32 protein-coding genes are annotated in these 26,441 nt (G+C 47.1%); 7 read left to right on the forward strand and 25 right to left on the reverse strand.

The window, feature by feature from the left end:
* Positions 1-75: 75 nt before the first annotated feature.
* From ABD880_RS09995 to ABD880_RS10005, 3 genes are all read left to right on the forward strand, one after another.
* Entirely contained in the window at positions 76-1,875 is a 1,800-nt protein-coding gene (locus tag ABD880_RS09995) for a M61 family metallopeptidase (protein ID WP_345165309.1), read from the forward strand.
* A 211-nt stretch (positions 1,876-2,086) separates the two neighbouring features.
* Positions 2,087-3,340: a DUF6438 domain-containing protein gene (locus ABD880_RS10000; RefSeq protein WP_345165311.1), complete on the forward strand. Its 1,254-nt coding sequence runs from the start codon at positions 2,087-2,089 to the stop codon at positions 3,338-3,340.
* A 26-nt stretch (positions 3,341-3,366) separates the two neighbouring features.
* Entirely contained in the window at positions 3,367-4,191 is an 825-nt protein-coding gene (locus ABD880_RS10005) for an FkbM family methyltransferase (protein WP_345165313.1), read from the forward strand.
* Positions 4,192-4,282: 91 nt separating this feature from the next.
* Here the strand turns inward: ABD880_RS10005 and ABD880_RS10010 are convergent, their stop codons facing one another.
* Positions 4,283-5,098 (reverse strand): CPBP family intramembrane glutamic endopeptidase, encoded by an 816-nt coding sequence (locus ABD880_RS10010; protein ID WP_345165316.1) that lies wholly within the window; start codon positions 5,096-5,098, stop codon positions 4,283-4,285.
* Positions 5,099-5,257: 159 nt separating this feature from the next.
* Between ABD880_RS10010 and ABD880_RS10015 the strand changes: the two genes are divergently transcribed.
* The 4 genes from ABD880_RS10015 (at position 5,258) to dnaK (ending at position 13,279) form a co-directional block, all read left to right on the forward strand.
* On the forward strand, positions 5,258-7,690 hold the full coding sequence (locus ABD880_RS10015) for a zinc-dependent metalloprotease (protein ID WP_345165319.1): 2,433 nt from the start codon (positions 5,258-5,260) through the stop codon (positions 7,688-7,690).
* A 398-nt stretch (positions 7,691-8,088) separates the two neighbouring features.
* A complete protein-coding gene (locus tag ABD880_RS10020) occupies positions 8,089-9,720 on the forward strand; it encodes a TldD/PmbA family protein (RefSeq protein ID WP_345165321.1) in 1,632 nt (543 codons plus the stop codon).
* Positions 9,721-9,883: 163 nt separating this feature from the next.
* Entirely contained in the window at positions 9,884-11,218 is a 1,335-nt protein-coding gene (locus tag ABD880_RS10025) for a TldD/PmbA family protein (RefSeq protein ID WP_345165323.1), read from the forward strand.
* 201 nt (positions 11,219-11,419) lie between these two features.
* Positions 11,420-13,279, forward strand: a complete 1,860-nt coding sequence (gene dnaK, locus ABD880_RS10030) for a molecular chaperone DnaK (protein WP_345165325.1) — start codon at positions 11,420-11,422, stop codon at positions 13,277-13,279.
* A gap of 108 nt (positions 13,280-13,387) precedes the next feature.
* On the opposite strand, the gene ABD880_RS10035 is transcribed toward dnaK, so the two are convergent.
* From ABD880_RS10035 to rpmC, 24 genes are all read right to left on the reverse strand, one after another.
* Positions 13,388-13,711, reverse strand: coding sequence for an FtsB family cell division protein (locus ABD880_RS10035; RefSeq protein ID WP_345165328.1), 324 nt, complete (start codon positions 13,709-13,711; stop codon positions 13,388-13,390).
* Positions 13,712-13,878: 167 nt separating this feature from the next.
* Complete coding sequence (gene eno, locus ABD880_RS10040; RefSeq protein WP_345165330.1) at positions 13,879-15,156, reverse strand: phosphopyruvate hydratase; 1,278 nt, start codon at positions 15,154-15,156, stop codon at positions 13,879-13,881.
* A gap of 19 nt (positions 15,157-15,175) precedes the next feature.
* Complete coding sequence (gene carA, locus ABD880_RS10045) at positions 15,176-16,291, reverse strand: glutamine-hydrolyzing carbamoyl-phosphate synthase small subunit (RefSeq protein ID WP_345165332.1); 1,116 nt, start codon at positions 16,289-16,291, stop codon at positions 15,176-15,178.
* 79 nt (positions 16,292-16,370) lie between these two features.
* Positions 16,371-16,907, reverse strand: a complete 537-nt coding sequence (gene rplQ, locus ABD880_RS10050; RefSeq protein ID WP_345165334.1) for a 50S ribosomal protein L17 — start codon at positions 16,905-16,907, stop codon at positions 16,371-16,373.
* A gap of 68 nt (positions 16,908-16,975) precedes the next feature.
* Entirely contained in the window at positions 16,976-17,965 is a 990-nt protein-coding gene (locus ABD880_RS10055) for a DNA-directed RNA polymerase subunit alpha (protein WP_160693451.1), read from the reverse strand.
* 39 nt (positions 17,966-18,004) lie between these two features.
* Positions 18,005-18,610: a 30S ribosomal protein S4 gene (gene rpsD, locus ABD880_RS10060; RefSeq protein WP_345165347.1), complete on the reverse strand. Its 606-nt coding sequence runs from the start codon at positions 18,608-18,610 to the stop codon at positions 18,005-18,007.
* A gap of 21 nt (positions 18,611-18,631) precedes the next feature.
* The gene (gene rpsK, locus ABD880_RS10065; protein ID WP_345165349.1) at positions 18,632-19,024 is read right to left on the reverse strand and encodes a 30S ribosomal protein S11; all 393 of its coding nucleotides are present in this window, start codon (positions 19,022-19,024) and stop codon (positions 18,632-18,634) included.
* A 10-nt stretch (positions 19,025-19,034) separates the two neighbouring features.
* On the reverse strand, positions 19,035-19,412 hold the full coding sequence (rpsM, locus tag ABD880_RS10070) for a 30S ribosomal protein S13 (protein WP_345165352.1): 378 nt from the start codon (positions 19,410-19,412) through the stop codon (positions 19,035-19,037).
* 10 nt (positions 19,413-19,422) lie between these two features.
* Entirely contained in the window at positions 19,423-19,539 is a 117-nt protein-coding gene (gene ykgO / locus ABD880_RS10075; protein WP_071885446.1) for a type B 50S ribosomal protein L36, read from the reverse strand.
* 4 nt (positions 19,540-19,543) lie between these two features.
* Positions 19,544-19,762 carry a translation initiation factor IF-1 gene (gene infA, locus ABD880_RS10080; RefSeq protein WP_048919321.1) on the reverse strand — a complete coding sequence of 73 codons (219 nt, stop codon included), beginning with the start codon at positions 19,760-19,762 and terminating at the stop codon, positions 19,544-19,546.
* Between the two features lie 3 nt (positions 19,763-19,765).
* Complete coding sequence (map, locus tag ABD880_RS10085; RefSeq protein WP_345165376.1) at positions 19,766-20,536, reverse strand: type I methionyl aminopeptidase; 771 nt, start codon at positions 20,534-20,536, stop codon at positions 19,766-19,768.
* Positions 20,537-20,539: 3 nt separating this feature from the next.
* Positions 20,540-21,868 (reverse strand): preprotein translocase subunit SecY, encoded by a 1,329-nt coding sequence (secY, locus tag ABD880_RS10090; protein WP_345165379.1) that lies wholly within the window; start codon positions 21,866-21,868, stop codon positions 20,540-20,542.
* 3 nt (positions 21,869-21,871) lie between these two features.
* Positions 21,872-22,318 (reverse strand): 50S ribosomal protein L15, encoded by a 447-nt coding sequence (gene rplO / locus ABD880_RS10095; RefSeq protein ID WP_345165382.1) that lies wholly within the window; start codon positions 22,316-22,318, stop codon positions 21,872-21,874.
* Positions 22,319-22,320: 2 nt separating this feature from the next.
* Positions 22,321-22,500 (reverse strand): 50S ribosomal protein L30, encoded by a 180-nt coding sequence (rpmD, locus tag ABD880_RS10100; protein WP_066508650.1) that lies wholly within the window; start codon positions 22,498-22,500, stop codon positions 22,321-22,323.
* Positions 22,501-22,502: 2 nt separating this feature from the next.
* Positions 22,503-23,021: a 30S ribosomal protein S5 gene (gene rpsE / locus ABD880_RS10105; protein ID WP_066508649.1), complete on the reverse strand. Its 519-nt coding sequence runs from the start codon at positions 23,019-23,021 to the stop codon at positions 22,503-22,505.
* A gap of 4 nt (positions 23,022-23,025) precedes the next feature.
* Entirely contained in the window at positions 23,026-23,379 is a 354-nt protein-coding gene (gene rplR / locus ABD880_RS10110; RefSeq protein WP_066508648.1) for a 50S ribosomal protein L18, read from the reverse strand.
* 8 nt (positions 23,380-23,387) lie between these two features.
* Positions 23,388-23,942 (reverse strand): 50S ribosomal protein L6, encoded by a 555-nt coding sequence (gene rplF / locus ABD880_RS10115; protein ID WP_345165391.1) that lies wholly within the window; start codon positions 23,940-23,942, stop codon positions 23,388-23,390.
* A gap of 11 nt (positions 23,943-23,953) precedes the next feature.
* Entirely contained in the window at positions 23,954-24,352 is a 399-nt protein-coding gene (gene rpsH, locus ABD880_RS10120) for a 30S ribosomal protein S8 (RefSeq protein WP_066508644.1), read from the reverse strand.
* Between the two features lie 85 nt (positions 24,353-24,437).
* Positions 24,438-24,707, reverse strand: a complete 270-nt coding sequence (rpsN, locus tag ABD880_RS10125; RefSeq protein WP_345165396.1) for a 30S ribosomal protein S14 — start codon at positions 24,705-24,707, stop codon at positions 24,438-24,440.
* A gap of 4 nt (positions 24,708-24,711) precedes the next feature.
* Positions 24,712-25,263 (reverse strand): 50S ribosomal protein L5, encoded by a 552-nt coding sequence (rplE, locus tag ABD880_RS10130; protein ID WP_345165399.1) that lies wholly within the window; start codon positions 25,261-25,263, stop codon positions 24,712-24,714.
* A 1-nt stretch (position 25,264) separates the two neighbouring features.
* Positions 25,265-25,588, reverse strand: coding sequence for a 50S ribosomal protein L24 (rplX, locus tag ABD880_RS10135; protein ID WP_345165402.1), 324 nt, complete (start codon positions 25,586-25,588; stop codon positions 25,265-25,267).
* Positions 25,589-25,607: 19 nt separating this feature from the next.
* Positions 25,608-25,976 carry a 50S ribosomal protein L14 gene (rplN, locus tag ABD880_RS10140; RefSeq protein ID WP_066508631.1) on the reverse strand — a complete coding sequence of 123 codons (369 nt, stop codon included), beginning with the start codon at positions 25,974-25,976 and terminating at the stop codon, positions 25,608-25,610.
* A gap of 1 nt (position 25,977) precedes the next feature.
* Positions 25,978-26,235 (reverse strand): 30S ribosomal protein S17, encoded by a 258-nt coding sequence (gene rpsQ, locus ABD880_RS10145; RefSeq protein WP_345165406.1) that lies wholly within the window; start codon positions 26,233-26,235, stop codon positions 25,978-25,980.
* A gap of 11 nt (positions 26,236-26,246) precedes the next feature.
* On the reverse strand, positions 26,247-26,441 hold the full coding sequence (gene rpmC, locus ABD880_RS10150; RefSeq protein WP_066508626.1) for a 50S ribosomal protein L29: 195 nt from the start codon (positions 26,439-26,441) through the stop codon (positions 26,247-26,249).

Consider the following 26,441-nt stretch of genomic DNA (forward strand, 5'->3'; position numbering starts at 1 on the left):
GACAAATGCTCTAAGTTGAAAATCTCGCCAAGGCGTTTGCTTCTCCTGTACTACAAATCCCTTTATTAAAACACTATGAAAAACACTACCATGGCACTAGGGCTGTTGGCCCTTTTGTCTTTCAGCGCGCCGGCAGAGGCCGCCAAAGCCCCCGAACTCACCTACCAGGTGAACCTCAATGACCGCGCCGATGACCTGTTCAAAGTTTCTCTGGATGTGAAAGGCCTCAAAGATGCCAACAACATCTTCCAGTTCGCGTCTACCGCGCCGGGCACGTACCAGACCATGGACATAGGTAGATTTGTGAAGAACTTCAAAGCCTTTGACAAAAAGGGCAAGGAAATTACCACCAAGCAGATTTCAACCAACCAATGGGAACTGAGCCGCCCTGACAAGGTGCGTAAAATCACCTACCAGATTGCCGAAACCTGGGACACGCCGGTAGACAAAAACAAGGTATACAACATGTGCGGGACGTCTCTGGAGCAGGACCACGCGCTCATCAACGGGCAAGGCGTGTTCGGCTACTTTAAAGGCTTGCAGTCTGCTCCTATGAAGCTAAAGCTGGACTCGCCAAAGGAATGGCTGACGGGCACTGCCCTTAAAACGGATAAGAAGGGTTACTACATTGTCAACAACTATGACCACTTGGTAGACTCTCCTATTCTGGCCGGTAACCTCACCAAAGCCGCTACTGACTTCAATGGCACCACCATTGACATCTACACCTATTCCAAAACGGGCAAGATTAAGTCGCAGGATTTAATGACCAACATGACAGGCATGCTGGATGCCGCTCACAAGTTTGTCGTTAATTTTCCGGTAGACCGTTATACGTTCCTATACCATTTTGAGGACGAGGACTGGGGCGCTTGGGAGCATTCGTACAGCTCTGAGTATGTCATGAAAGAAAGTGACCTGACGCCTGAGTTTGCGCACAACATCACAGACATCGCCTCGCATGAGTTCTTCCACATCATCACGCCGCTCAACATCCATAGCGAGATTATAGAGCGCTTCAACTTTGAGACGCCTACTCCGTCGCAGCACTTGTGGCTGTATGAAGGCACCACCGAGTGGGCTTCTGATATGATGCAACTGAGAGCCGGCATGATTGACTTGCCTGCCTACCTCAAAGACATGCAGCAGAAGCTCAAGAACAATGACATGATGGGCACCAACTACAGCCTTCAGGAATTGAGCTTGACGTCTTACACCCCGCAGGGCAATAAAATCTACGGCAACATCTACAACCGCGGCGCGGCTACGGCGGCTTTGCTGGACATTAGATTGCTGGAATTGTCGGGTGGCAAGCGCGGTCTGCGCGAGGTGATTAATGAGCTGTCTAAAGAATACGGCCCGTCCAAAGCGTTCCCAGAGGCAGACTTCTTCAACATATTCGTGGCCAAGACCCACCCAGAAATTGCTGATTTCTTCAACAAATATGTAAAAGGCGCCGAGGCCTTGCCGGTGGCCGAGTACTTCGGGAAACTGGGCATCACGTACACGCCTTTGAGAACCTCTGACAAAAAGACCTTTGACCCGGGTTATAACCTTGGCGCGCCTGAAGGAAAGATTGTGTTCATGAAAGTGAACCCTGCCCAACAACAAGCCGGCCTGAAGGACGGGGATGAGCTGGTGGCCGTGAATGGTACTGCCGTTACCTTGAAAAACGCTAACCAGGAAGTTCCTAAAATTTTCCAAACCAAGATTGGAGATTCTTATGCGGTCACTATCCGGAGAGACGGCAAAGAAGAGAAACTGACCCTGAAAATGCTAGAGAAGCAAGAAACCCAGAAACACCTGTTTGAGGTGGACGCTAACCCAACTCCTGCGCAGAATGCCCTGCGTAAGGCCTGGATAGTAAACTTGTAAGCTACTTTCTTATTGTACGGCAACCGCCACTGTTTCTGCAAAAGAGATGGTGGCGGTTTTGCTTTAGGCCGTTTTTGGCTTGTTTTCTGGAAAGGAGGCCAAAAACGGCAGGATATAATAGTATAGGTCTATGTTATTTGTGGAATCTCCCCTTTCTTGCATCTACTTCTTAAATCCAGAAAACTGAAATCAATTCTGGCTTAAGACCCTCATGAAGCACATTCCACTTCTATTGCTCACTCTTTTGCTTTTAGGCTCCTGCCAAGAGCAACAACCCGACCTAAGGATTCCTGATGAGCTATATGGTGACTGGGTACCTGTGGGGTACCAAATAATAATCGATAGCCTTAGCATAAAAGGAGGCTACTCAGATATAGACCTAGGATTAGGGATCCCAGAGGTTGGATTTACATTTATGACAAATGGTTTAGTGGACACAAAAGCCGGATTTTATAAATATACAGCACCGAATGAGACAGGTAAAAGACGCGCACTTTATATAGGCTCAGAATCTGTTTTTCATGTGCAGAATGATACGCTCAGAATTTTCAATCCAACGGATTCTACTTGGATACTCAGAACCATCTATAAGCTTAATAGGGACACACTTTCTTTTTTTCACACTGAAGAAATAGTTTGCACTTTTATAAAGAAGAATTTCAACTTAGAGACGGCTCCAAAGTTTGATAAAATAATAGTGTCTACTTCTGGATGCTACGGTAGTTGCCCTATTTCTAGCACCATGATAGAATCTAATGGACAGGTTACCTTTTATGGAGAAAGATATACCAGTAAGCTAGGCACCTACCATGGCAAAATCTCACGGGCGAGATACCTAGAACTCCAAAAGAAGTTTCAAAAAGCGGACCTTTCTAACATTGGAACTCACTTCTCAGATGGCGTCACCGACAATGAAGAATTAACTGTCACCTTTATAAGAGGAGACAGCATTTACAAAACCATTACAGATTATGCTCATTCCGGTCCCTTGGAGTTGAGATGGGCTTTACATGAGGCTAGGAATCTTTATCAAACTGTTCAACTTAAGCCTATTGCTAAAGGGAATAAGTTATTTTCTACTTCTATCAGCTTTCTCTATTTCAGCCAGGGAGAGAACAAATTGAGATTGTCACAATCTGAAGGGTATTTGTTATGGGATTATCTTAGAAAAGGGACTATAACGGAAAAGGAATTTCAATCTAGATTTAAGCTGGGATTTTATAAGAACAACTTATGGGTTCCTTCTGGGGAAGAGACTAACCAATGGGTACCTTTTGGTGAAGAACCTATTCTACAAAAGGACGATGCAAATAATGTAAAAGAAATATCAACCGATGGCCGCTACTTTAAATTCGTGCGACAACATAAACCACCAGTGACCATTGATGTAGGCTTTAACTTTTTTGAAAGAAATTTCTCTATCAAAGTTTTAAAGCCTGACCCAAAAGAAGAACCCCTATATTGATTCTTCTATAGTAGCTATCTTATCGCATGAAACTGCTTCGGCATTATTTGAAAGTGTATGGTCTCATCCTGTCTACGGGTCCCGCGTGTGGCACCTGGGCGGTGCTGTGGGCGTACACCAAATTGATTGGGCAGGCGCACTGGGTGGCTAAGTTTGGCGGCGGCACTAAGGAGACCAATACCCTAGTTTTGTTTGGCAAGCGGGTGTACTTCCCCAGCTATGTTTTCCTGCTGCACCAGTTTGAGGAGATTTTCGTCTTGGATGCTTATAGAAGCGAAATACTTGGCAAGAAAACCCTTATCATTGACGGTGGAAGCCACCTGGGCATGTCGGTGTTATATTTTATAACAGCCTATCCAGAGTCCAAGGTCTTGTCGTTTGAGCCAGATGCAAAGGCTTTTCAACTCCTGCAACAGTTTGTCAGGCACAACCACCTTTCCCAAGTAACGCTGGTGAATGCTGCTTTGGCGGGGACCACGGGTAAGCTCACCTTCTTCACGCACGCAGACGCCTCGGGCAAACTGGATGCTGGCGCTTATACAACCAGTACCGCCACTGTTCCTGTTACCGTTCCCGCGCAGACGCTTTCTACCTATCTCACAGAACCAGTGGCCTTGCTCAAACTAGACATTGAAGGCGCGGAGGTAGAGGTGATCCAGGAATTGATAGCCAGCCAGAAGATAGCCATGGTGCAGGAGATAGTGCTGGAGTTCCACACAGAGATTCATCCTTCCCCGGAGAATTTGGTTACCCTTCTGGCCAACGCCGGTTTCACCGCGAAAAGGAAAGATGCCTTGGCGCTTTATGAGACAGACGCCTCAGACTTTCTACTGCACTTCACTAGAAAATAAGCACCTCCTTTCATTCAACGCGTTCTGCGATAGGAATCGTTTTCAGTCTATTTTCTGGAAAACGAGCCAAAAACGACTTTTTCCAATTCAGTTAAGTCAGGGCTTGCTCCTTTTCTGAAGGAATGAACTTTCTAGTCACGATATAATTAATGACCGCTAGAATCAAGACAAAACCCGTTAAGGTCCACATGGCGGGATAGGGAGATTCCATTGTTCGCACAGACAGCACATCATTGCTCACCCGGTAAATGATATTGCCGGCCCAGTGCACGCCCACCGTGTACCAAATATTTCTGGTATACAACAACGGAATGGCCAGCATTACGCCCAGCACAAACAGGTAGACCAAGGTCTCAGGTCCGGCGGTGAGGGCATAGACATGGTTCAGGACGTAGATAGCTGCGGAGAACAGAATCAAGGCCCAGGTACCCATCCGCTTATGGAAGTGCCCAAACAGGTAGCCTCTGGTGAGTATGTCTTCGGCTAGCGACGGCAGAAACGTACCTGCCGCGAAGATAAGCGTCTGCGTGATGAGCACATTGGTGTCGGGCTTTGGGCCCAGTATCTCAAAACCCAGCCAAAGCCGCGCCCAAAGCGCCACCGCATACACTACCAAGCCAATGGCCAGGCCTTTCAAAAACAGTTTCGCGTAGGGCTTGTCAAAGCACAGTCCCCAAGCACCCAGCCCTTTGAAGCCTTGCCACTTGGCCACCAGGTTGGCCACGGGTATCACGGCCAGCATACACCCCAGGAACAGGGGAACGTGCTGATGGAACCGCATGGCATATTCCCCGCCGTGGTAGGTGAGGGCAATGAGCAGGAACCCTGCCAGTATGCTCCACCAAGAGGTTGCCTGAGTGGTTGAGGATGGATGCTCCATGCGGTCTAGAAGAACTGTCTTTTCCATAGCATTGATGAATTTCCGCAAATATATAACAACCGCTATATTTTTTACGGGCGTCAAATGTTCCTTAACGCTTCAATCCCTAGAACATAGCCTTGCCCCTATGTCTTGAATTGCCTACCTTATTCGCTGATTCCGTTTTTGACCTACTTTCCAGAAACCATGCGAAAAACGCTCCTCTCTTTTCTGCTTCTCTTATTGACTATCACACAGCTTTCAGCGCAGAATAAACCTGGCGGCATTGCTTCTAAAACGGCTGGACTACAGAAGTTTGCCGGCTACTTTCCTTTTTACTGGGATGAGGCCACCGGCAAGATTCTGCTGGAGATTGACAAGCTAGACACGCAGTTCCTGTATGTCTCCTCGCTTCCAGCAGGTTTGGGCTCTAATGACATTGGTCTGGACCGTGGACAGTTGGGTGGTACGCACGTAGTGTATTTCCAAAAGGTAGGCCCGAAGGTGCTATTGGTAGAACCAAATCAGAACTATAGAGCCATGAACGGCAATCCCGCCGAGGAGCAGGCCGTGGCCCAGTCCTTCGCGCAATCCACGCTGTGGGGCTTTAAAGTAGAAGCCACCGATGGCAAAACCGTATTGGTAGACGCCACCGACTTTCTGCTGAGAGACGCCCATGACGTAGTGGGGAGCATTAAACGGGCCCGACAAGGCTCCTACAGACTGGACGCCTCGCGGTCTGCTTTCTATCTGCCCCGCACCAAGAACTTCCCGCAGAATACTGAGTTTGAAGCCTCGCTCACCTTTGTGGGCGGTGATGATGCCGGTAACTTTGTGCGCGAAGTAGCTCCGTCTACCGAGGCTCTGACCCTGCGCCAGCACCATTCCTTTATTCAATTGCCAGACACAAACTACACGCCCAGAGCCATGGACCCGCGGGCCGGCTACTTCGGGATTGAGTACATGGATTACAGCACGCCCATTGACGAGTCTATTGTCAAACGCTACATTGCCCGCCACCGCCTGGAGAAAAAGAACCCCAGCGCCGCTGTTTCTGAGGCTGTGAAACCCATTGTTTATTATGTAGACCACGCCGCGCCCGAGCCCATCAGAAGTGCTTTGCTGGACGGTGCCCGCTGGTGGGCGCAGGCGTTTGAGGCCGCCGGCTACAAAGACGCGTTCAAGGTAGAGATTCTGCCCGTAGACGCAGACCCCATGGATGTGCGCTACAACGTCATTCAATGGGTGCACCGCAGTACCCGGGGCTGGAGCTACGGCGCCTCGGTGACCAACCCGCGCACCGGCGAAATCCTGAAAGGCCATGTGAGCCTGGGCTCTCTGCGCGTGCGCCAGGATTATTTAATTGCCGAAGGTCTGCTAGCTCCTTATGAGGAAGGCAAACCCGTTAACCCCGAAATGATGAAGATGGCCCTCGCCCGCTTGCGTCAGCTCTCGGCGCATGAGCTGGGCCACACGCTGGGCATCATGCACAACTACGCCGCCAGCGTGAGCAACCGCGCATCGGTGATGGACTATCCGCACCCAACCGTGAAACTGACGGCAGAAGGGAAGATAGATTTATCTGATGCCTACGCCGTGGGCATGGGCGACTGGGACAAACTGGCCGTGACGTATGGGTACCAGGACTTCGCGAAGGGTGTGAACGAGAAACAAGCGCTGGACCAACTCCTACGCGCCGGTCACCAGAGAGGACTGCAATTCATCTCTGACCGTGATGCCCGCTCTCCGGGCGGGGCGCATCCGCAGGCCCACCTCTGGGACAACGGCGCCAACGCGTCTGATGAGTTGCATCATGTGTTACAGGTTAGGGAGAAAGCCTTACAGCAGTTTGGCCTGAACAACATAAAGCCCGGCGTGCCCATGGCCATGCTGGAAGACGTGCTGGTGCCCATTTACAACTACCACCGCTACCAAGTGGAATCGGTGGCCAAAGTAGTGGGTGGGGTTAACTATACCTATGCCTCCAAGGGCGATGGCCAATTGGTTACGCAGAAAGTACCCGAGGCTGAGCAACAGAAAGCCTTGGACGCGCTCCTAGAGACGCTTCAGCCTAAGGTGCTCACCCTGCCAGAGAACATTATCGCCTTGATTCCGCCAAGACCGGCCGGCTGGTCGCCAACGCGGGAATTGTTTGACAAGCGCACCGGCCTCACCTTTGACCCACTATCCGTCGCCGAAGCATCCGCAGATTTCACCTTATCTTTTCTGTTCCATCCTGAGCGCGCCGCCCGTTTGGTAGAGTTGAAAGCCCGAGGTAGTAAATTGGGCCTAGAGGAAGTCTTGGACCAGATTCTAGAACAGACCTGGAAAGCCAAACAGCAGGACGGCTTATCTGGCCAGACGCAGTTACTCACCCAACAACTGGTACTCACCCACCTGCTGGCCCTGTCCCAGAATGAGAACGCCGCCTACTCTGTGCGTGGCATCTCAGCCTTGAAGCTAGAAGAGCTGGAAAAGCACCTGAAGAAACTGTCCAAGTCCAATGATGATGCCGTGAAAGCCAACGCGCTTCTGGCACTGAATAGATTGGACCAGCCTGCCAACGCGAAACCGCAACTGCACAAAGACCTTCCGCCGGGCGCGCCTATTGGCACTCTAGAAGTCTTAAATTGCGAATAGCGTTTTTGGCCTGTTTTCCATCCAATAGCCTAAAATCCCGCTCCTTCAATAGGGCGGGATTTTTTTGTAGAAATACCAGAGTCACGCATTCCGTCCCCCTTTGGAGGGGGTAGGGGGAGGACTTACCATTAGTAGAACGGTAGTTTTTGGAGATACCTAAAATAGCGGGCTGGGTAAAGCACATAGAGTATTGTTTGTTTTGACTAGAAACCCAAAATTCAAGACTGAGAACTAAAAGCATTCTCCCCCTACCTCCGCTAAAGGGTGACTTTTCACCAAAGACACTTTTCTCCACTAAACCTATCTGCTGTTTCTACATATGAAAATCATTCTATAAAATCTTGGATTGGTGCGAGAAAACTTTATATTTAAAGGACTAACCATAAACCTCTTAGACTTTGAAAAGACGCGATTTTCTCCACCTTTCTGGCTTGGGTTTGGGAGCTATGATGCTGCCCATTCCGCTGTGGGGCCATGACATTGCGCCCGAAGCGGCGCTGGAACCGGCAGACGTTGCCTTCCACAAACAGTTGGCAGACGCGGCGCTCAACGCGGCCAAGTCTAAAGGCGCCACCTACACCGACGTCAGAATTGGCCGATACCTGAACCAGTTCGTGATTACCCGTGAGGACAAGGTGCAGAATACCGTCAACACCGAGAGCTATGGCATTGGCGTGCGCGTGATTGCCAACGGCACCTGGGGCTTCGCGTCCATGGATGACGTCTCGCCGGCCGGGGCCGCCAAAGCTGCTGAACTGGCTGTGGCCATTGCAAAAGCGAACTCTAAACTGCAGACAGAGCCAGTTCAGCTGGCACCGCAGAAAGGGTTTGGTGAGGTTAGCTGGAAAACTCCTATTGAGCGCAACGCTTTTGAGGTACCCATCAAAGAAAAGGTGGATTTGCTGCTAGGCGCCAACGCCGCCGCTATGAAGAACGGCGCCAACTACGTCAACTCGGCGCTGTTTCTGGTGAATGAGCAGAAATATTTCGCGTCTTCAGAAGGCTCTTACATTGACCAGGACGTGCACCGCACCTGGCCGGTGCTCAACGTGACCGCCATTGACCAGAAGACCGGCAAGTTTGAGACGCGCCAATCCTTAAGCGCCCCGGTGGGCATGGGCTACGAGTACCTGAGCGGAAAAGCAGAGGGCAAGTACCAGGGCATCACCACCCGCTACGGCAAGTACTATGACATGGTGGAAGACGCCGGGGCCGCCGCCAAGCAAGCTCGCGAGAAACTAACCGCTAAATCTGTCCTAGCTGGTAAGTATGACCTGGTGTTGGACCCGTCTCATCTATGGCTGACCATCCATGAAAGCGTGGGCCATCCGCTGGAACTGGACCGCGTACTGGGCTATGAGGCCAACTTCGCCGGCACTTCTTTTGCCACGCTGGACAAATGGCAGAGCAAAAACTTTAAATACGGAAGTCAGAAAGTGAATCTATTCGCTGACAAGACGCAGGTAGGCTCCCTGGGCGCCGTGGGCTATGATGATGAAGGTGTAAAAACCAAGCAATGGGATTTGGTAAAAGACGGCACCCTGGTCAACTACCAAGCCACCCGCGATCAGGCCCACATCATCGGTGAGAAAGAATCCCACGGCTGTTGCTACGCTGACAATTGGAGTTCGGTGCAGTTCCAGCGCATGGCTAACGTTTCTTTGGCGCCGGGCAAAGAGAAGTTAAGCGTAGACAACATGATTAAAGACGTGGAGAAAGGCATTTACATCATTGGGGACGGTTCTTTCTCCATTGACCAGCAACGCTACAACTTCCAGTTCGGCGGTCAGCTCTATTATGAGATTAAGGATGGCAAGATTGTGGGGCCTTTGAAGGACGTGGCCTACCAGAGCAACACCCAGGAATTCTGGAACTCCTGCTCGGCCATCTGCGATGACAGCGACTACCGCTTAGGAGGTTCCTTCTTTGACGGAAAAGGCCAGCCTACCCAAAGCAGTGCTGTGTCTCATGGCTCTTCCACCACCCGCTTCAATGGCGTGAACGTCATCAACACTGGAAGGAAAATCTAGAATTAGTTAAGAGTTAAAAGTTATGAGTGAAGAGTTGATTTCAATTTCACTCATTGGAATACTAGAAGTCGTTTTTGGCCTGTTTCTCACAAATCAGCCCAAAAACGAGGTTTACTTCCTGCCAACTTTTAACTCATAACTCCCAACTTTTAACTCAACCAACATGGCAATATTAACCAAAGAACAAGCCCAGGTCATCCTCAAGAAGGTGATAGCCTTGAGCAAAGCCGATGAGTGCGAGGCAAACCTCAACGGCGGAAAAACCGGCAACGTGCGCTACGCCCGCAACTCGGTGTCCACGGCCGGTGAGTCCCATACCACCACGCTGGTGGTGCAGTCCTCCTTCGGGAAGCGCGTGGGCACAGCCACCATTAATGAGTTTGACGATGCCTCGCTGGAGAAAGTGGTGCGACGCTCAGAGGAATTGGCCAAGCTCGCGCCTGAAAACCCGGAGTACATGGGCGTTTTGGGTCCGCAGAAGTACATTACCACCAATCCGTACGTTGCCTCAACGGCGGCCATTACGCCAGACAAGCGCGCTGAGATGGTAGCTAAAAGCATTGCGGCGGCCAAGTCCAAGAACCTGACAGCGGCGGGTTACCTGCAAGACAACGTGGGTTTCCAGAGCATGATGAACAGCAAAGGCCTGTTCGCTTACAACACAGACACCGGCGTAGACTTTTCCTTGACCGTGCGCACGCCAGACGGCACCGGTTCTGGGTATGTTTCCAGAGGTTTTAACGATGTCAATAAACTGGACACGGCCACGGTCTCTAACATTGCGGTGAACAAGGCCACGGGTTCGGCCAACGCGAAAGCGCTGGAGCCGGGCAAGTACACCGTTATTCTGGAGCCCGCGGCGGTGGCGGTGATGCTGGAGAACCTGTTCTTCGGGATGGATGCCCGCTCGGCAGATGAAGGCCGAAGTTTCTTGAGCAAAGCTGGCGGTGGTAACAAAGTGGGCCAGAAACTGGTGGATGAGCGCGTGACCATCTACTCAGACCCGGCGCACCCAGAACTACCCACTTCGCCATGGGCGCAGGATGGTCAGGCCTTGAACAAAACTACTTGGATTGATAAAGGCGTCATCAAACAGATTCCGGTGTCACGCTACTGGGCGCAGCAGAAGAAAATCACACCGGTGCCTTTCCCCAACACGGCCATTATGCAAGGCGGCACGCAGAGCTTGGAAGATATGATTAAGGGCACGCAGCGAGGCATTCTAGTCACGCGGCTTTGGTACATTCGGTCCGTGGACCCGCAGACCCTGTTGCTCACCGGCCTCACCCGCGACGGGACCTTCTACATTGAGAATGGCAAAATTAAGCACGCGGTCAAGAACTTCAGGTTCAATGAAAGCCCTATCATCATGCTTAATAATTTAGAGGCTATTGGTAAATCTGAGCGTACGGTGAGCGGCGAATCCAGCAACAACTATTTGTTGCCACCGCTTAAGATTAGGGACTTCACGTTCAGCAGTCTCTCGGACGCCGTGTAAACATTCTCGTTTTTGGCTTGTTTTCTGGAAATCAGGCCAAAAAGGAACATCCTTACAAAAAAGCCCTGCTTTACCCAGCGGGGCTTTTTTGTTTCCTGTAAATCCATCAGTTACATAAGGGAAACCGTAAACCTGTACACAGGGTAATTCTTCGTACTTTTGCCCACGAGGCGCCTGCGGGTGTCTCTTAAAATTGACAGCATGGCTAAAATTGCGATAAACTTAACCACGGCCTCCATCCAACAGGAAGAGGTGATTGTGGGCATTGACTTAGGCACCACCAACAGCCTGGTGGCATACATGCACCCAGACGACCGGACGCCCATCGCCATCAATGACCAGGGACTGGGCACCATCGTCCCGTCGGTAGTGCATTTTCATGAGAACGGCGAAGTACTGGTGGGCAATGCCGCCAAGGAATATTTGTTGACCGACCCGGCCAATACTATCTACTCGGTGAAGCGCCTGCTGGGCAAATCATATCAGGACCTGGGCGAGCACAAGGATACGTTTGGCTACAAAATCATTGACGACAACTCTGAGGGGCTGGTGAAGATACGGGTGCAGGACAAGTTCTACTCCCCTATTGAATTGTCTGCTGAGATTCTGAAGGAACTGCGCGCCCGCGCCGAGCATGCCTTGAAGACCCCGGTGAACCGCGCCGTGATCACTGTGCCCGCCTACTTCAATGACTCGCAGCGCCAAGCCACCCGTGATGCCGGCAAACTGGCCGGGTTGGAAGTACTGCGTATTGTCAATGAACCCACGGCGGCCTCTCTGGCCTATGGCATCGGGCTGGACCCCAGTGAAGAGAAAACTATCGCCGTCTATGATTTGGGCGGAGGAACCTTCGACATCTCCATCCTGAAGATTCACCAGGGCATTTTTGAGGTGCTTTCTACCAACGGGGACACGTATCTGGGCGGCGATGACATGGACCAGGCTATCATTCAGTACTGGCTGCCGCAGAACCGCCTGCTGGCAGACTTAGTAGCCAGTGACCCAAACCTAGCCCAAGCCATTCGTTTGAAAGCCGAGGAAGCCAAGCGTACGCTGAGTGACCAAGAAACTTATACTTCTGAGTTAAATGGCATTGAGTTGAAGCTGGACAAGCACACTTTTGAGACGCTCATTACGCCCATTGTGGACCGGACCATGAACTCGTGCCAAATGGCGTTGAGCGATGCCGGTTTAACCGCTGAGCAGATTGATACCGTCATTATGGTGGGCGGCTCTACCCGCGTGCCCCTGGTGTACCAGACCGTGAGCGACTTCTTCGGGAAGCCGGCCAACAACTCCTTGAACCCAGACGAAGTGGTGGCCCTGGGCGCCGCCATTCAGGCAGACGTTCTGGCGGGCAATAGAAAAGACATTCTCTTGCTGGACGTGACGCCGCTGACGCTCGGCATTGAGACCATGGGCGGCTTGATGGACTCCATCATTCCGCGTAACTCCAAGATCCCTACCAAAGCCGGAAGGCAGTACACCACCTCCGTGGACGGGCAGGTGAATATGAAAATATCTGTCTACCAAGGTGAGCGCGACTTAGTGAAGGAGAACCGCAAACTAGCCGAGTTTGACCTGAGAGGCATTCCGGCCATGCCCGCGGGCTTCCCGAAGGTGGACGTAAACTTCATCCTGAACGCCGACGGCATCTTGAAGGTGGAAGCCATTGAACTACGATCGGGCACCAGACAAGAAGTGGAAGTGAAACCGCAGTACGGCTTGACAGATGAGCAGGTAGAGCAGATGCTCATGGACTCCATCACCCACGCCCGCGAAGACGTTTCTACCCGCATGGTCATTGAAGCCCGCACCACCGCAGAGCAGATGATTTATCAGGTGGAGCGCTTTGTGGAGAAGAACGGCGAGCATTTGACGCAGGAAGAGATTGACCTCACCCGCCAGAACGTCCAGCATTTGAAAGACGTCTTGCCTACCGGCGATAAAGACACCATCCTGAAAGCCGTGGATACTTTGGAAGAGCAAACCAGTCCGTTTGCCGAGCGCGTGATGCAAATCTCCATTAAGAAAGCCATGAGCGGTAAGAAGATTGAATAAAGCGTTTTTGGCCTCTTTTCTGGAAAAGAGGCCAAAAACGGAAGGTTATCTAAAAGCAGAAGGCGCTTCCTGGTTGGGTAGCGCCTTCTGCTTTTATGGTGTTGATGCTTATTGCTGTTGTTCGGCCTCTAGTTCCTCTTCGTCTTTCTCTACAATGATGTATAGGTCCTCAGTAGGCTTTTTCATGAGATACTTCTCCCGCGCAAATTTCTCCAGCAACTCGGGGTTGCTCAAGAGTTCCTTGCGGTCCTTCTGCACTTCCTGGATTTTCTCTACATAATAGTCGCGCTCCTCTTCCAGGATGGCCAGCTTGCGGCTGGTCTGGTACTGCGTGATGAAGTCATTGGAGTCGAAGAAAATCATCCAGACCAAAAACACCACGCCGGTGAGAAAGTAAAAGTTCTTGAAGAATTTAGGAACGCGCGCCAACATATGCTAGGGAGATAAAAATGGCGGCAAGATTGCTCTTGCCGCCATGAATTTACTAAGATTTCCGGCAGGTCAGGTAGTGCACCTGCCAGAACTTTTTCATTTCCCGTTTTTAGCCTATTTCTTGGAAAATAAGCCAAAAAAGGATGCCGAGCCTCTATGCGAATTGCCTAGAATTTGCGGCCCGGGAAGTAAGCGGTCTCGCCCAACTCCTCCTCAATACGGAGCAATTGGTTGTACTTGGCCATACGGTCAGAGCGCGAGGCAGAGCCCGTCTTGATTTGACCGGTGTTCAAGGCCACGGCTAGGTCAGCGATGGTGTTGTCCTCAGTCTCACCTGAACGGTGGCTCATGATGCTCTTATAGCCGTTTATGCGGCCTAGGTTGATGGCGTTGATGGTCTCGGTTAAAGTTCCAATCTGGTTTACCTTAATCAAAATAGCGTTGGCCGTCTTCTGGTCAATGCCTTGCTGCAGACGATCCACGTTGGTCACGAACAAATCATCACCTACCAACTGCACCTTAGACCCGATAGAGTCGGTCAACGACTTCCAACCAGTCCAGTCGTCTTCGTCCATACCGTCTTCAATAGAGATGATAGGGTATTTGTTTGACCACTCGGTCCAGAAGCTCACCATCTCAGAAGAAGTCAGCTTGTCGCCGGTAGATTTCTTGAAGTGGTAGTGGCCGGTAGAGGCGTCATAGAACTCAGAAGCGGCGGCATCCATGGCAATCATGAAGTCTTCGCCTGGACGGTAGCCAGCGGCCTCAATGGCCATCAATACTACCTCAATGGCTTCCTGGTTAGACCCGATGTTCGGGGCAAAGCCGCCTTCATCGCCTACGTTGGTAGACATGCCCTTTTTCTTAAGGACGTTCTTCAGGTGATGGAATACCTCAGAGCCCATTCTTAACGCCTCAGAGAACGTTGGTGCACCCACAGGCATTACCATGAACTCCTGGAAGTCAATGGAATTGTCTGCGTGGCTACCACCGTTCAAGATGTTCATCATAGGCACCGGCAAGGTGGTAGCGTTCACACCACCCACGTAGCGGTACAAAGGCTGACCCGCTTCTTTAGCGGCTGCCTTGGCAATGGCCATAGAAACACCCAAGATGGCATTGGCGCCTAACTTGGCTTTGTTAGGCGTGCCGTCAATCTCAATCATGATCTTGTCCAGCAGGCTTTGCTCAAACACGTTGAAGCCCACCAGCTCATCAGCGATGATGACATTCACGTTGTTCACGGCTTGCAAAACACCTTTGCCCATGTACTTGCTGTTGTCACCGTCACGCAACTCTACGGCTTCATGCTTGCCGGTAGAGGCGCCAGAAGGCACTGCGGCACGGCCTACAATACCGTTTTGGGTGATTACATCTACTTCAACGGTGGGGTTACCGCGGGAGTCAAAAATCTGACGGGCTTTGATGTCTTCAATTAAGCTCATATTCAATCGTTTTATTTTGTTACTTATTCTTTTTGTCGTTTTCCAGCATCTCCAGGAACAGGTCAAACAGGTAGCCAGAGTCATGCGGCCCCGGAGAAGACTCTGGATGGTATTGCACAGAGAAAGCAGGCTTGTTTCTCAACCGAATGCCCTCCACCGTATTGTCATTCAAATTGATGTGCGTAATCTCCACGTCTGGGTTCAGCTTCACCGCGTCTGCATCTACGGCAAAACCGTGGTTCTGCGACGTAATCTCGCTTTTACCCGTAATCAGGTTCTTAACTGGGTGATTTAAGCCTCTATGGCCGTTGTGCATCTTGTAGGTAGGGATTCCGTTGGCCTGCGCCAGAATCTGGTGCCCCATACAGATACCAAACATAGGGCGCTCCACTTCCAAGATACGTTCAACGCTTCTTACCGCCTCAGTGGTCACCGCCGGGTCACCAGGACCGTTAGAGATGAAGTAGCCGTCTGGTCCCCAGGCTTCCATTTCATCAAAGGACGTACCATACGGGAATACGCGGCATTCACAGCCACGCTCAACCAGGTTGTTCAAGATATTCTGCTTCACGCCCAAATCCAAGACCGCAACTTTAAATCTGGTAGTGGTAGGTTGAATCTGGTATTGCTCTTTGGTAGACACATGAGAAGAAAGTTCCAAGCCATCCATAGACGGAACTTGCTTTAACTGCTCTTTCAGTTTCTCAACATCTAACTCTTCAGAAGAGATGATGGCGTTCATCACGCCCTTATTCCTAATGTACCGCACCAAGGCCCTGGTATCAATCTCACAGATACCCACAATGCCAGCCTTCTCAAAATATTCTTGCAAAGAACCTTCAGCGGTTTTACGAGAGAAAGTGGTGGAAAAATCTTTACAGATGAGACCTTTAATCTGGATGGCGTTGGATTCCACCTCTTCTGGCTGTACACCGTAATTGCCCACGTGCGAAACGGTAGTGATTACAATCTGCCCATAGTAAGAAGGATCTGTGAAAATCTCTTGATACCCGGTCATACCCGTGTTAAAACATACCTCACCACCGGTAGTACCAATCTTACCAAGGCTCTTACCTTGAAAAACGGTGCCATCTTCTAGCACCAATACTGCATCTGTTGTTGTTTGAAGCTTCATTCTTTCTAAGTATGGGACAAAAATAAAAAAGGGATACGAGTAAACCCGTATCCCTTTTTTATAAATGATTTCATTATCGTTATTCAGCGGCTGGAGTTTCTGGAGCATCTGCAGCTTTGGCTTCATCAGTAGAAGCGGCTGGCGCAGAAGTTTCAGTGGCAGCAGTGGCCTCAGCACCTTCTTTCTTCTTACCAGAAGAACGACGTCTTGTTTTGGCTTTGCCTGCAGCGGCTGTTCCAGTGGATAACAACATATCCTCGTTGTAGTCAACTAGCTCAATGATACACATGTCTGCGTTGTCACCAAGACGGTTGCCCGTTTTAAGGATACGAGTGTAACCACCCGGACGATTAGCAATTTTACCCGCGATGTTGTCAAATAACTCTTTCACAGCTTCCTTACTTTGCAAGTAAGAGAATACCGTACGACGAGAGTGAGTCGTATCGTTTTTACCTTTCGTTAACAAAGGCTCTGTATACTTTCTTACCGCTTTGGCTTTGGCTACCGTAGTGATAACGCGCTTGTGAAGGATCAATGACGCCGCCATGTTAGACAACATAGCTGAGCGGTGGGCAGCAGTCCTACCTAAGTGATTGTTCTTTTTACCGTGTCTCATTTTTTTAATTGTGCACGTGCATACCGTCGATCAACCTTTGCGGGATCGGGAATTATGCCGTAGGATTACTAATCTTCTTCTAATTTATACTTTGAGATATCCATCCCAAAGTTAAGACCTTTTTCAGATACAAGGTTCTCTAATTCAGTAAGAGATTTCTTACCGAAGTTTCTGAACTTCATCATATCAGCTAAGTCTAGTTGCACAAGGTCTCCTAACGTTCTAATGTCAGCTGCTTTTAGGCAGTTGTAGGCACGTACAGAAAGATCCATGTCATGCAAAGGCGTCTTCAATACTTTTCTCATATGCAGCATTTCTTCATCTACTGCTTCTTCCTCTTCAGGCTTCACAGTTTCAAAAGTCATGGTGTTATCAGAGAACAGCATGAAGTGTTGAATCAGGATATTGGCAGCACCTTTCAAAGCATCTTCTGGATGGATAGAACCATCAGTAGAGATTTCTAATAAAAGACGCTCATAGTCAGTCTTCTGCTCAACACGAGTGTTTTCAACGCTGTACTTCACATTTTTAATAGGTGTGAAGATGGCGTCAATGGCAATTTGCCCAAACACCTGGTCAGCTGGTTTATTCTCTTCGGCAGGAACATAGCCTCTACCTTTTTGAATAGTCAACTCAATCTCAAAAGATGCTTCTGGATCTAGGTGACAGATAACCAAGTCAGGGTTTAATACCTGGAATGAACCTGAGAATTTGTTGATGTCACCGGCAGTAAAGGTATCCTGCTTGCTGATGCTGACAGTAATCTTGTCATCAACTAAGTCACCAACCTTTTTAAACCGAACCATTTTCAAGTTCAGGATGATTTCAGAGACATCTTCAACCACACCTTCAATGGTAGAGAACTCATGGAGTACGCTAGGAACACGGATGCTGGAGATAGCATATCCTTCCAAAGATGAAAGAAGGATTCTTCTCAGCGCATTTCCAATGGTAACACCATAGCCCTTCTCTAGCGGCTTAAATTCAAATTGCCCGTGGAAATCGTCGGATTTCTCCATCACGACTTTCTCTGGCATTTGAAATGCTAATATTGACATGTTTGCTGGGTTAAGGTTGACACTTAAAATTAGAACAGATTACTTAGAGTAAAGCTCGACGATTAACTGCTCTTGGATCTTCTCAGGGATTTGATCACGCTGAGGATTTGCAATGAAAGTACCTACATATTGTGAGGCATCCCACTCCAACCAAGTGAACTGACGGGCATTACGTCCAGCTAAGCTAGTAGTAATTGCTTCTAATGATTTAGATTTCTCACGAACACTCACTACATCACCAGGACGCAACGTGTAAGAAGGAATGTTCACAATGCCACCATTTACCAAGATGTGCTTGTGAAGAACTAACTGACGTGCACCACGTCTTGTTGGAGCAATACCTAAACGGTAAACAGTGTTATCCAATCTTGCCTCCAAAAGAGCCAAAAGGTTTTCACCTGTAATACCAGTTTTACGAGCAGCTTTGTCAAACAAATTAGCGAATTGCTTCTCTAATACACCATAGATGTATTTAGCTTTCTGCTTTTCCATCAACTGGATAGCGTACTCAGACTGCTTCTTTCTACGGCCACGACCGTGCTGACCTGGACCATATGCCTTTTTGGCCAAGGCTTTGCTTGGTCCAAAAATTGGTTCGTTATATCTTCTAGAGATTTTACTCTTAGGGCCTGTATATCTTGCCATTTCTAATTCTTAATAATATCCTTAAACTCTTCTGCGTTTGGGAGGACGACATCCGTTGTGCGGAAGTGGCGTTACATCTTTGATAGAAGTAATCTCAATACCAACGTTCTGCATTGTGCGGATAGCTGACTCACGACCAGCGCCAGGACCTTTTACAAAAACCTCTGCCTTGCGCATACCAGCTTCATAAGCTACTTTACCGCAATCTGCGGCTGCCATTTGAGCGGCATAAGGAGTGTTTTTCTTAGATCCTTTGAATCCCATTTTACCAGCAGATGCCCAAGAGATAACCTGGCCATTCATGTTGGTAACAGAGATGATGATATTATTGAACGAAGCTTTGATGTGCACCTGACCAACAGGCTCCACAACAACCACACGCTTCTTGGCTTTATCTTTTCTCTTCTGAGCCATTGTAGTTTAATTATTTAGTAGCCTTCTTCTTGTTTGCAACAGTTTTACGCTTACCTTTTCTGGTTCTAGAGTTGTTCTTAGTTCTCTGACCTCTAGTTGGTAAACCTTTTCTGTGACGTAGTCCACGGTAAGATCCAATGTCCATCAAACGCTTGATGTGTAATTGAACCTCAGAACGAAGAACACCTTCTACTTTGTGCTCTGAAGCGATAACGTTACGGATTTCACCCGCCTCATCCTCCGTCCAATCCTTAACTTTTTTGTCAAGATCCACCCCAGCCTTCACCAAAATAGACTGTGACAACTTCCGGCCTATACCGAAAATGTACGTCAAGGCAATTTCGCCTCTTTTGTTATCTGGAATATCAACTCCTGCTATTCTAGCCATGTTTTAAAAATTAACCTTGTCTTTGTTTATAACGTGGATTCTTCTTGTTGATCACGTAAAGCTTCCCTTTACGTCTGATCACTTTGCAGTCTTCACTGCGCTTTTTTACTGACGCTTTAACTTTCATCTGCTTATTTGTATCTGTAAACTATTCTTCCTTTACTAAGGTCGTAGGGAGACATTTCCAATTTCACTCTATCACCAGGCAGAATTTTAATGTAGTGCATCCGCATCTTACCTGAAATGTGAGCGATTACTTGATGGCCATTTTCTAATTCTACCCGGAACATTGCGTTGGATAGCGCCTCGATGATGGTACCGTCTTGTTCAATAGAAGACTGTTTAGCCATGAATTAGTTCAATGCTTTTTCTATGTATTCAAAAGTAGTCAAAATTTCGGCTTTCCCCTTTCTAACTACCACAGTATGCTCAAAATGTGCTGAAGGTTTTTTATCACGAGTCCGAATTGTCCATCCATCCTCTTCTTGAACCACGTGCCTAGAACCTAAATTCACCATAGGTTCAATGGCAATGACTAACCCTTCCTGCAACTTCATCCCTTGGCCACGCTTACCGTAATTAGGAACCTCTGGTCCTTCATGTAGACTCTTACCTACACCATGACCCACTAGCTCCCTAACCACACCATAACCAAATTGCTCTACATGGGATTGAACTGCAAAACCAATGTCACCAACTCTAGCGCCGGCCACTGCCCATTCAATACCTTTATATAAAGACTCTTTGGTCCGGACAAGTAAATCAGAAACAGTGCTATCTACCTCACCAATGGCATAAGTGTAAGCACTATCACTATGGAAGCCTTTAAAATAAACTCCACAATCAACAGACACTACGTCTCCTGATTGTAGAGCATAAGAACTAGGAATTCCATGAACTACTGCGGCATTCAAGCTCATGCATAAGCTATTCTTGAATCCATTGTAGCCTTTGAAGGAAGGGGAACCACCGTTATCTAAGATAAACTCTTCAGCAATCTTATCTAACTGCAAGGTTGTTACTCCTTCTCTGATTGCCTTGGCTACTTCGCCGTGGGCTTTACCGAGAATTTGAGCTCCCTCCTTTATAATCTCAATTTCTTCTTCTGTTTTGTAAACAATCATTCCTTAGGAAGCAACTGCAACATTAGAAGTAGATCTACCTCTAAGCTTACCAGACTTCATCATACCATCATAATGTTTCATTAGGAGGTAGCTTTCAATTTGGTTAAGCGTATCCAACACAACACCAACCAAGATGATCAAAGAGGTGCCTCCGAAGAAGGCTGCAAACTCTCTTGTCACACCAAATAGCATAGCTATGGACGGAAGAATAGCGATGATAGCTAGGAAAATAGCACCCGGCAATGTAATTCTGGTAAGCACTTCATCAATAAACTCAGAAGTTGCCAAACCTGGTTTCACACCTGGTACAAAACCACCACTTCTCTTTAGATCATCAGAAATCTGATTAGGATTTACACTTATAGCCGTATAGAAGAAAGTAAATACAATGATCAATACAGCAAATGAAAGATTGTATTGCCAAGAGGTATAATCAGAAAATACTGATCCAATCTCGCTTGCTAATTCACTGTCATTCTGCCAGAAGGAGGCTACCATTGCAGGTAAGAACATCAAAGACTGAGCAAAAATGATAGGCATTACACCTGCAGCATTCACTTTCAATGGAATGAACTGACGTTGTCCAGCTTCTAAAGAAGCACTCCCTCCAACTTGCTTGGCATATTGAACAGGAATTCTCCGAATGGCTTGAGTAAGCATAACTACACTCATCACTACAAAGAATAACACAATCAGTTCAATAATAAAGATTAAGGCTCTACCTAGCCCTAAAGCCAAAGCCTCTCCTATCAAAGCACCTGGTAGGCGAGAAACTATACCAATCATAATCAGCATAGATATACCATTACCGATGCCCTTATCCGTGATTTTTTCACCTAACCACATACAGAACATAGTGCCTGCCGTTAGGATAATCATGGAGGAAATGGTGAAAAGCGTATTGTTTACAGCTGGATTGATAGCTTCTGCATTGATAGTTGCAATAAAAGCCACGGATTGAGCCAAGGTGATAGCTATGGTCAATACTCTAGTGTATTGATTTATCTTTTTACGCCCTGACTCACCCTCTTTCTGTAACTTCTGGAAGTATGGAACAGCAATAGTAAGAAGCTGTAAAACGATAGATGCAGAAATATATGGCATGATACCCAACGCAAAAATGGAGGCATTACCAAATGCTCCACCTAAGAAGGTATCTAAAAGACCTAATATTCCTTGCGCACTAGATTCCAACTTGGAAGGATCAATTCCTGGAAGTACCACAAAAGACCCTAGCCTGAAAATTGCGATGAATCCTAAAGTATTTAGGATTCTAACTCGCAAATCTTCAATGGCAAAAATATTCTTTATCGTAGAAATCAGCTTCTTCATGTATTACAAAGTCACAACCTTGCCGCCTGCTTTTTCAATTGCTTCAACTGCCGTCTTAGAAAATGCGTGAGCATGCACTTCAATGGCACTTGTAATTTCGCCTCTTCCTAAAACTTTAATGTTATCATTTTTAGAAGCCAATCCGTTTTGACGGAAAGTATCAAAGTTAATAACAGATGAACCAGTTTTAGTGATAAGGTTTTGAAGAACATCTAAGTTAACCGCTGAATATTCTACACGGTTAAAGTTCTTGAAACCAAATTTAGGAACACGACGCACTAATGGCATCTGGCCACCTTCAAATCCTGCTTTAGAAGAATACCCTGAACGAGATTTGGCACCTTTGTGTCCACGGGTGGAAGTTCCACCTTTACCTGAACCAGTTCCGCGACCAATTCTCTTCCGATCCTTTACAGAACCTTCAGCAGGTTTTAATGTACTTAAGTTCATTATTAGACCTCCTTAACTGCTACTAAATGTTGAACGTGGTTTACCATTCCTGCAATTTGAGGAGTAAACTCTTTTATGACTGTCTTATTGATTTTGCCAAGACCCAAAGCTTTCATAGTAGCTTTCTGTCTTTCTGGACGATCAATAATACTTTTAATCTGGGTGATTTGAACTTGTGCCATGATTACCCGTTGAAAACTCGTTGTAAACTAATACCACGTTGCTGAGCAACTACCAAAGGATCACGCATCTTAGACAAGGCGTCAAAAGTTGCCTTTACCACGTTGTGTGGGTTAGAAGAACCTTTTGATTTAGCCAATACATCTTTAATACCTGCACTTTCAAACACCGCACGCATCGCACCACCAGCAATTACACCAGTACCAGCCGCGGCAGGCTTAATCAATACAAATCCTCCAGAGAATTTACCTTCCATTGTGTGAGGCACAGTGTGCTTAAACAATGGTACACGAACTAAGTTTTTCTTAGCATCGTCAATACCCTTAGCAATAGCGTCGGTTACCTCATTGGCCTTACCCAAACCGTATCCTACTACGCCAGCACCATCACCAACAACCACAATAGCAGAGAAGCTAAATCTTCTACCCCCCTTAACTACTTTGGCAACACGGTTAATAGCAACTACGCGCTCTTTCAGCTCGATTTCGCTTGCTTTGATACTTCTAATATTCAATTTTGACATCTTCTTAGAATTTTAGACCCGCTTCACGAGCCGCATCAGCTAATGATTTTACTCTACCGTGGTAAAGATATCCACCTCTGTCAAATACAACTTCAGAGATACCTTTCTCCTGGGCTTTAGCTGCGATATCACGTCCAACATGAGCAGAAGCTCCTGTTTTATTTTCACCGGCAGCTGCCTCTACTTTGGCAGAGGAAGAAGAAGCCAAGGTAACACCATTAACGTCATCTATAATTTGAGCATAGATAAACTTGTTGCTTCTAAATACTGCCAAACGCGGACGCTGAGCTGTACCAGAAACTTTGTTACGGATGCTTCGACGGATTCTAAGTCTTCTTTTTGCTTTATCGAATGACATACTCTTTCTTATTTAGAAGCAGTTTTACCAGCTTTTCTTCTAACAACTTCACCAACGAAGCGAATACCTTTACCTTTGTAAGGTTCAACTTTACGAAGTGAACGAATCTTAGCAGCTACCTGGCCTATCAACTGCTTATCAATTCCTTCTAATGAAATAACAGGTGCTTTACCTTTTTCAGTAACAGCATTAGCCTTGATTTCTTCAGGAAGGCCTACATAGATATTATGAGAATATCCTAGAGCCAACTCTAACGTTTGACCAGTGGTAGTGGCTTTGTAACCAACACCTACTAGTTCTAAATCAATTTTATAGCCAGTGCTTACCCCTACTATCATGTTGTTGATGATAGAACGATAAAGACCATGCAAGGCTTTGTGTCTCTTCTGCTCAGTAGGACGAGTTACAGTAAGCACTCCATCTTCTACCTGAACCTGGATATCTGTATCAACAGGAGCAGAAAGCGATCCTTTAGGGCCTTTCACTGTAACCAGGTTATCCTGGTTTACCAACACCTCAACACCTTGTGGAAGCGTGATGGGAAGTTTACCTATCCGTGACATTTTCTACTTAATTAATACACGTAACACAATACCTCACCACCTACATTAAGACCTTTAGCCTCTTTGTCAGTGATTACCCCCTTAGAGGTTGAAAGAATGGCAATACCATAGCCATTCAATACACGTGGCAACTTTTCTAAGTGCACGTACTTGCGGAGCCCCGGCTTAGAGACTCTCTCAAGTTTCACGATAGCAGACTGCTTGGTAGCTGGATCATATTTCAAGGCAATTTTAATAGAGCCTTGAATTGAGCTATCATCGAACTTGTAACTTTGGATATAACCTTTCTCGTAGAGAACTTTGGTTAATTCCTTCTTTATTTTGCTAGCCGGAATTTCAACTACACGGTGATTTGCCTTGATGGCATTCCGTAGTCTAGTTAAATAATCTGCTATCGGATCTGAATGCATTAGACTATAATTTTAGATTCCGCTCTTTTTAGGGAGCCGCAAAGATACTAATCTTTCTTAACTTATAAAACAGATGGTATAATAATTACCAACTAGCCTTCGTTACTCCAGGAATCTTGCCAGCTGAGGCCATCTCTCTGAAAGTAACACGAGAGATACCGAACTTTCTCATATATCCTCTTGGTCTTCCTGTTAATTTGCAACGGTTGTGCAGACGTACCGGAGAGGCATTTTTAGGCAATTTATCCAGGCCTTCATAATCACCAGCAGCTTTAAGAGCAGCTCTCTTAACCGCATACTTGGCAACTAGTTTCTGTCTCTTAAGCTCTCTAGCTTTTACTGATTCTTTAGCCATTTTCTTATTTCTTTAGATTGACGAAAGGCATTCCAAACGCTTTCAAAAGCTCAAAGCTCTCTTCATCATTTTTGGCTGTCGTCACAAACGTGATGTCCATACCTGCAATTGACTTAATCTTGTCAATGCTAATCTCAGGGAAAATGATTTGTTCTTTAACCCCTAACGTATAGTTACCACGGCCGTCAAAGCCTTTGTCGCTGATACCTTTGAAGTCACGAACACGCGGAAGAGCAATAGTCATCAAACGATCTAAGAACTCGTACATTCTCTCTCCTCTTAGAGTAACTCTGGCGCCAATTGGCATACCTTCTCTAAGTTTAAAGTTTGAGATAGAGTTTTTAGCTTTTGTCTGTACAGCTTTCTGTCCAGCAATGATAGTTAGCTCATCTACTCCAATATCTACCAATTTCTTATCAGCCACGGCATTACCAATACCTCTGTTGATGCTGATCTTGGTGATCTTTGGAACCTCCATCACGCTTTTGTATTGGAATTTCTCCTTTAACAAAGGCATGATCTCTTTTGTATATTTTTCTTTAAGTCTAGCCGCCATGTTAAATTAAATTTCCAGATTTTTTGGAATAGCGTTGAAGCTTACCGCTTTCATTCAACTTTTTACCAGTTCTAGTAGCTACATTAGTGCCAGCCTCTACTAACATTACATTGCTAGCATGAATAGGGGCTTCCATTTTATTGATGCCACCTTGAGGGTTTTTAGCACTTGGCTTTTGGTGCTTAGATACAAGGTTAAGACCTTCTACAATTACTTTCTGTTTGTCAACAAGGACACTCGTAATTGTTCCAGTTTTACCTTTATCATCACCAGCAATCACTTTTACAGTGTCGCCTTTCTTTACATGAAGTTTATTCTTTGTCATCTTTTCCTCTCTCTAAGGTCTATAATACTTCAGGAGCCAAAGAAACAATTTTCATAAACTGTCTTTCACGTAGTTCACGGGCAACTGGCCCAAAAATACGCGTACCACGAGGCTCGTCGTTGTTGTTCAACAATACGGCAGCATTGTCATCAAAACGAATATAAGAACCGTCCTTGCGACGAACTTCTTTCTTGGTTCTAACGATTACTGCTTTTGTAACAGTGCCTTTCTTAACGTTACCGGAAGAAAGAGCTGATTTTACTGTTACAACAATTTTATCTCCTACAGAAGCGTATTTTTTGCCAGTACCACCTAAGATACGAATGCACAATACCTCTTTTGCACCACTGTTATCAGCAACAGAAAGTCTTGATTCTTGTTGTATCATCTTATTTAGCTCTTTCTATAATTTCAACTAAGCGCCAGCACTTGTTCTTGCTCATAGGTCTGGTTTCCATGATGCGAACGGTATCACCAATACCGCACTCGTTTTTCTCATCATGTGCCATGAGCTTCTTGGACTTTGAAAGGAATTTTCCGTAGATAGGGTGCTTCATACGGCTTTCAACCACAACTGTGATGGACTTGTCCATCTTGTTGCTTACCACGCGTCCAGTTCTCTCTTTTCTTAAATTTCTAGTCTCCATGGATCTCTAAATTAGCCATTGAGTTCTAGAGACCGCAATTGGGTCTCTAGTCTGGCGATGGTTTTTCTTGTATGCTTAATTCTGCTGGGGTTCTCCAACGGAGAAATAGCATGGGCAAACTTTAAGTTCTCCAGGTTATTTCTCTCTGCTGCCAATTGCTCCTTCACTTCTGTAAGTGAGAAAGCCTTTATCTCAGACTGTTTCAT

Origin of the sequence: Nibribacter koreensis, assembly GCF_039541795.1 — a bacterium.
Classification (GTDB): domain Bacteria; phylum Bacteroidota; class Bacteroidia; order Cytophagales; family Hymenobacteraceae; genus Nibribacter; species Nibribacter koreensis.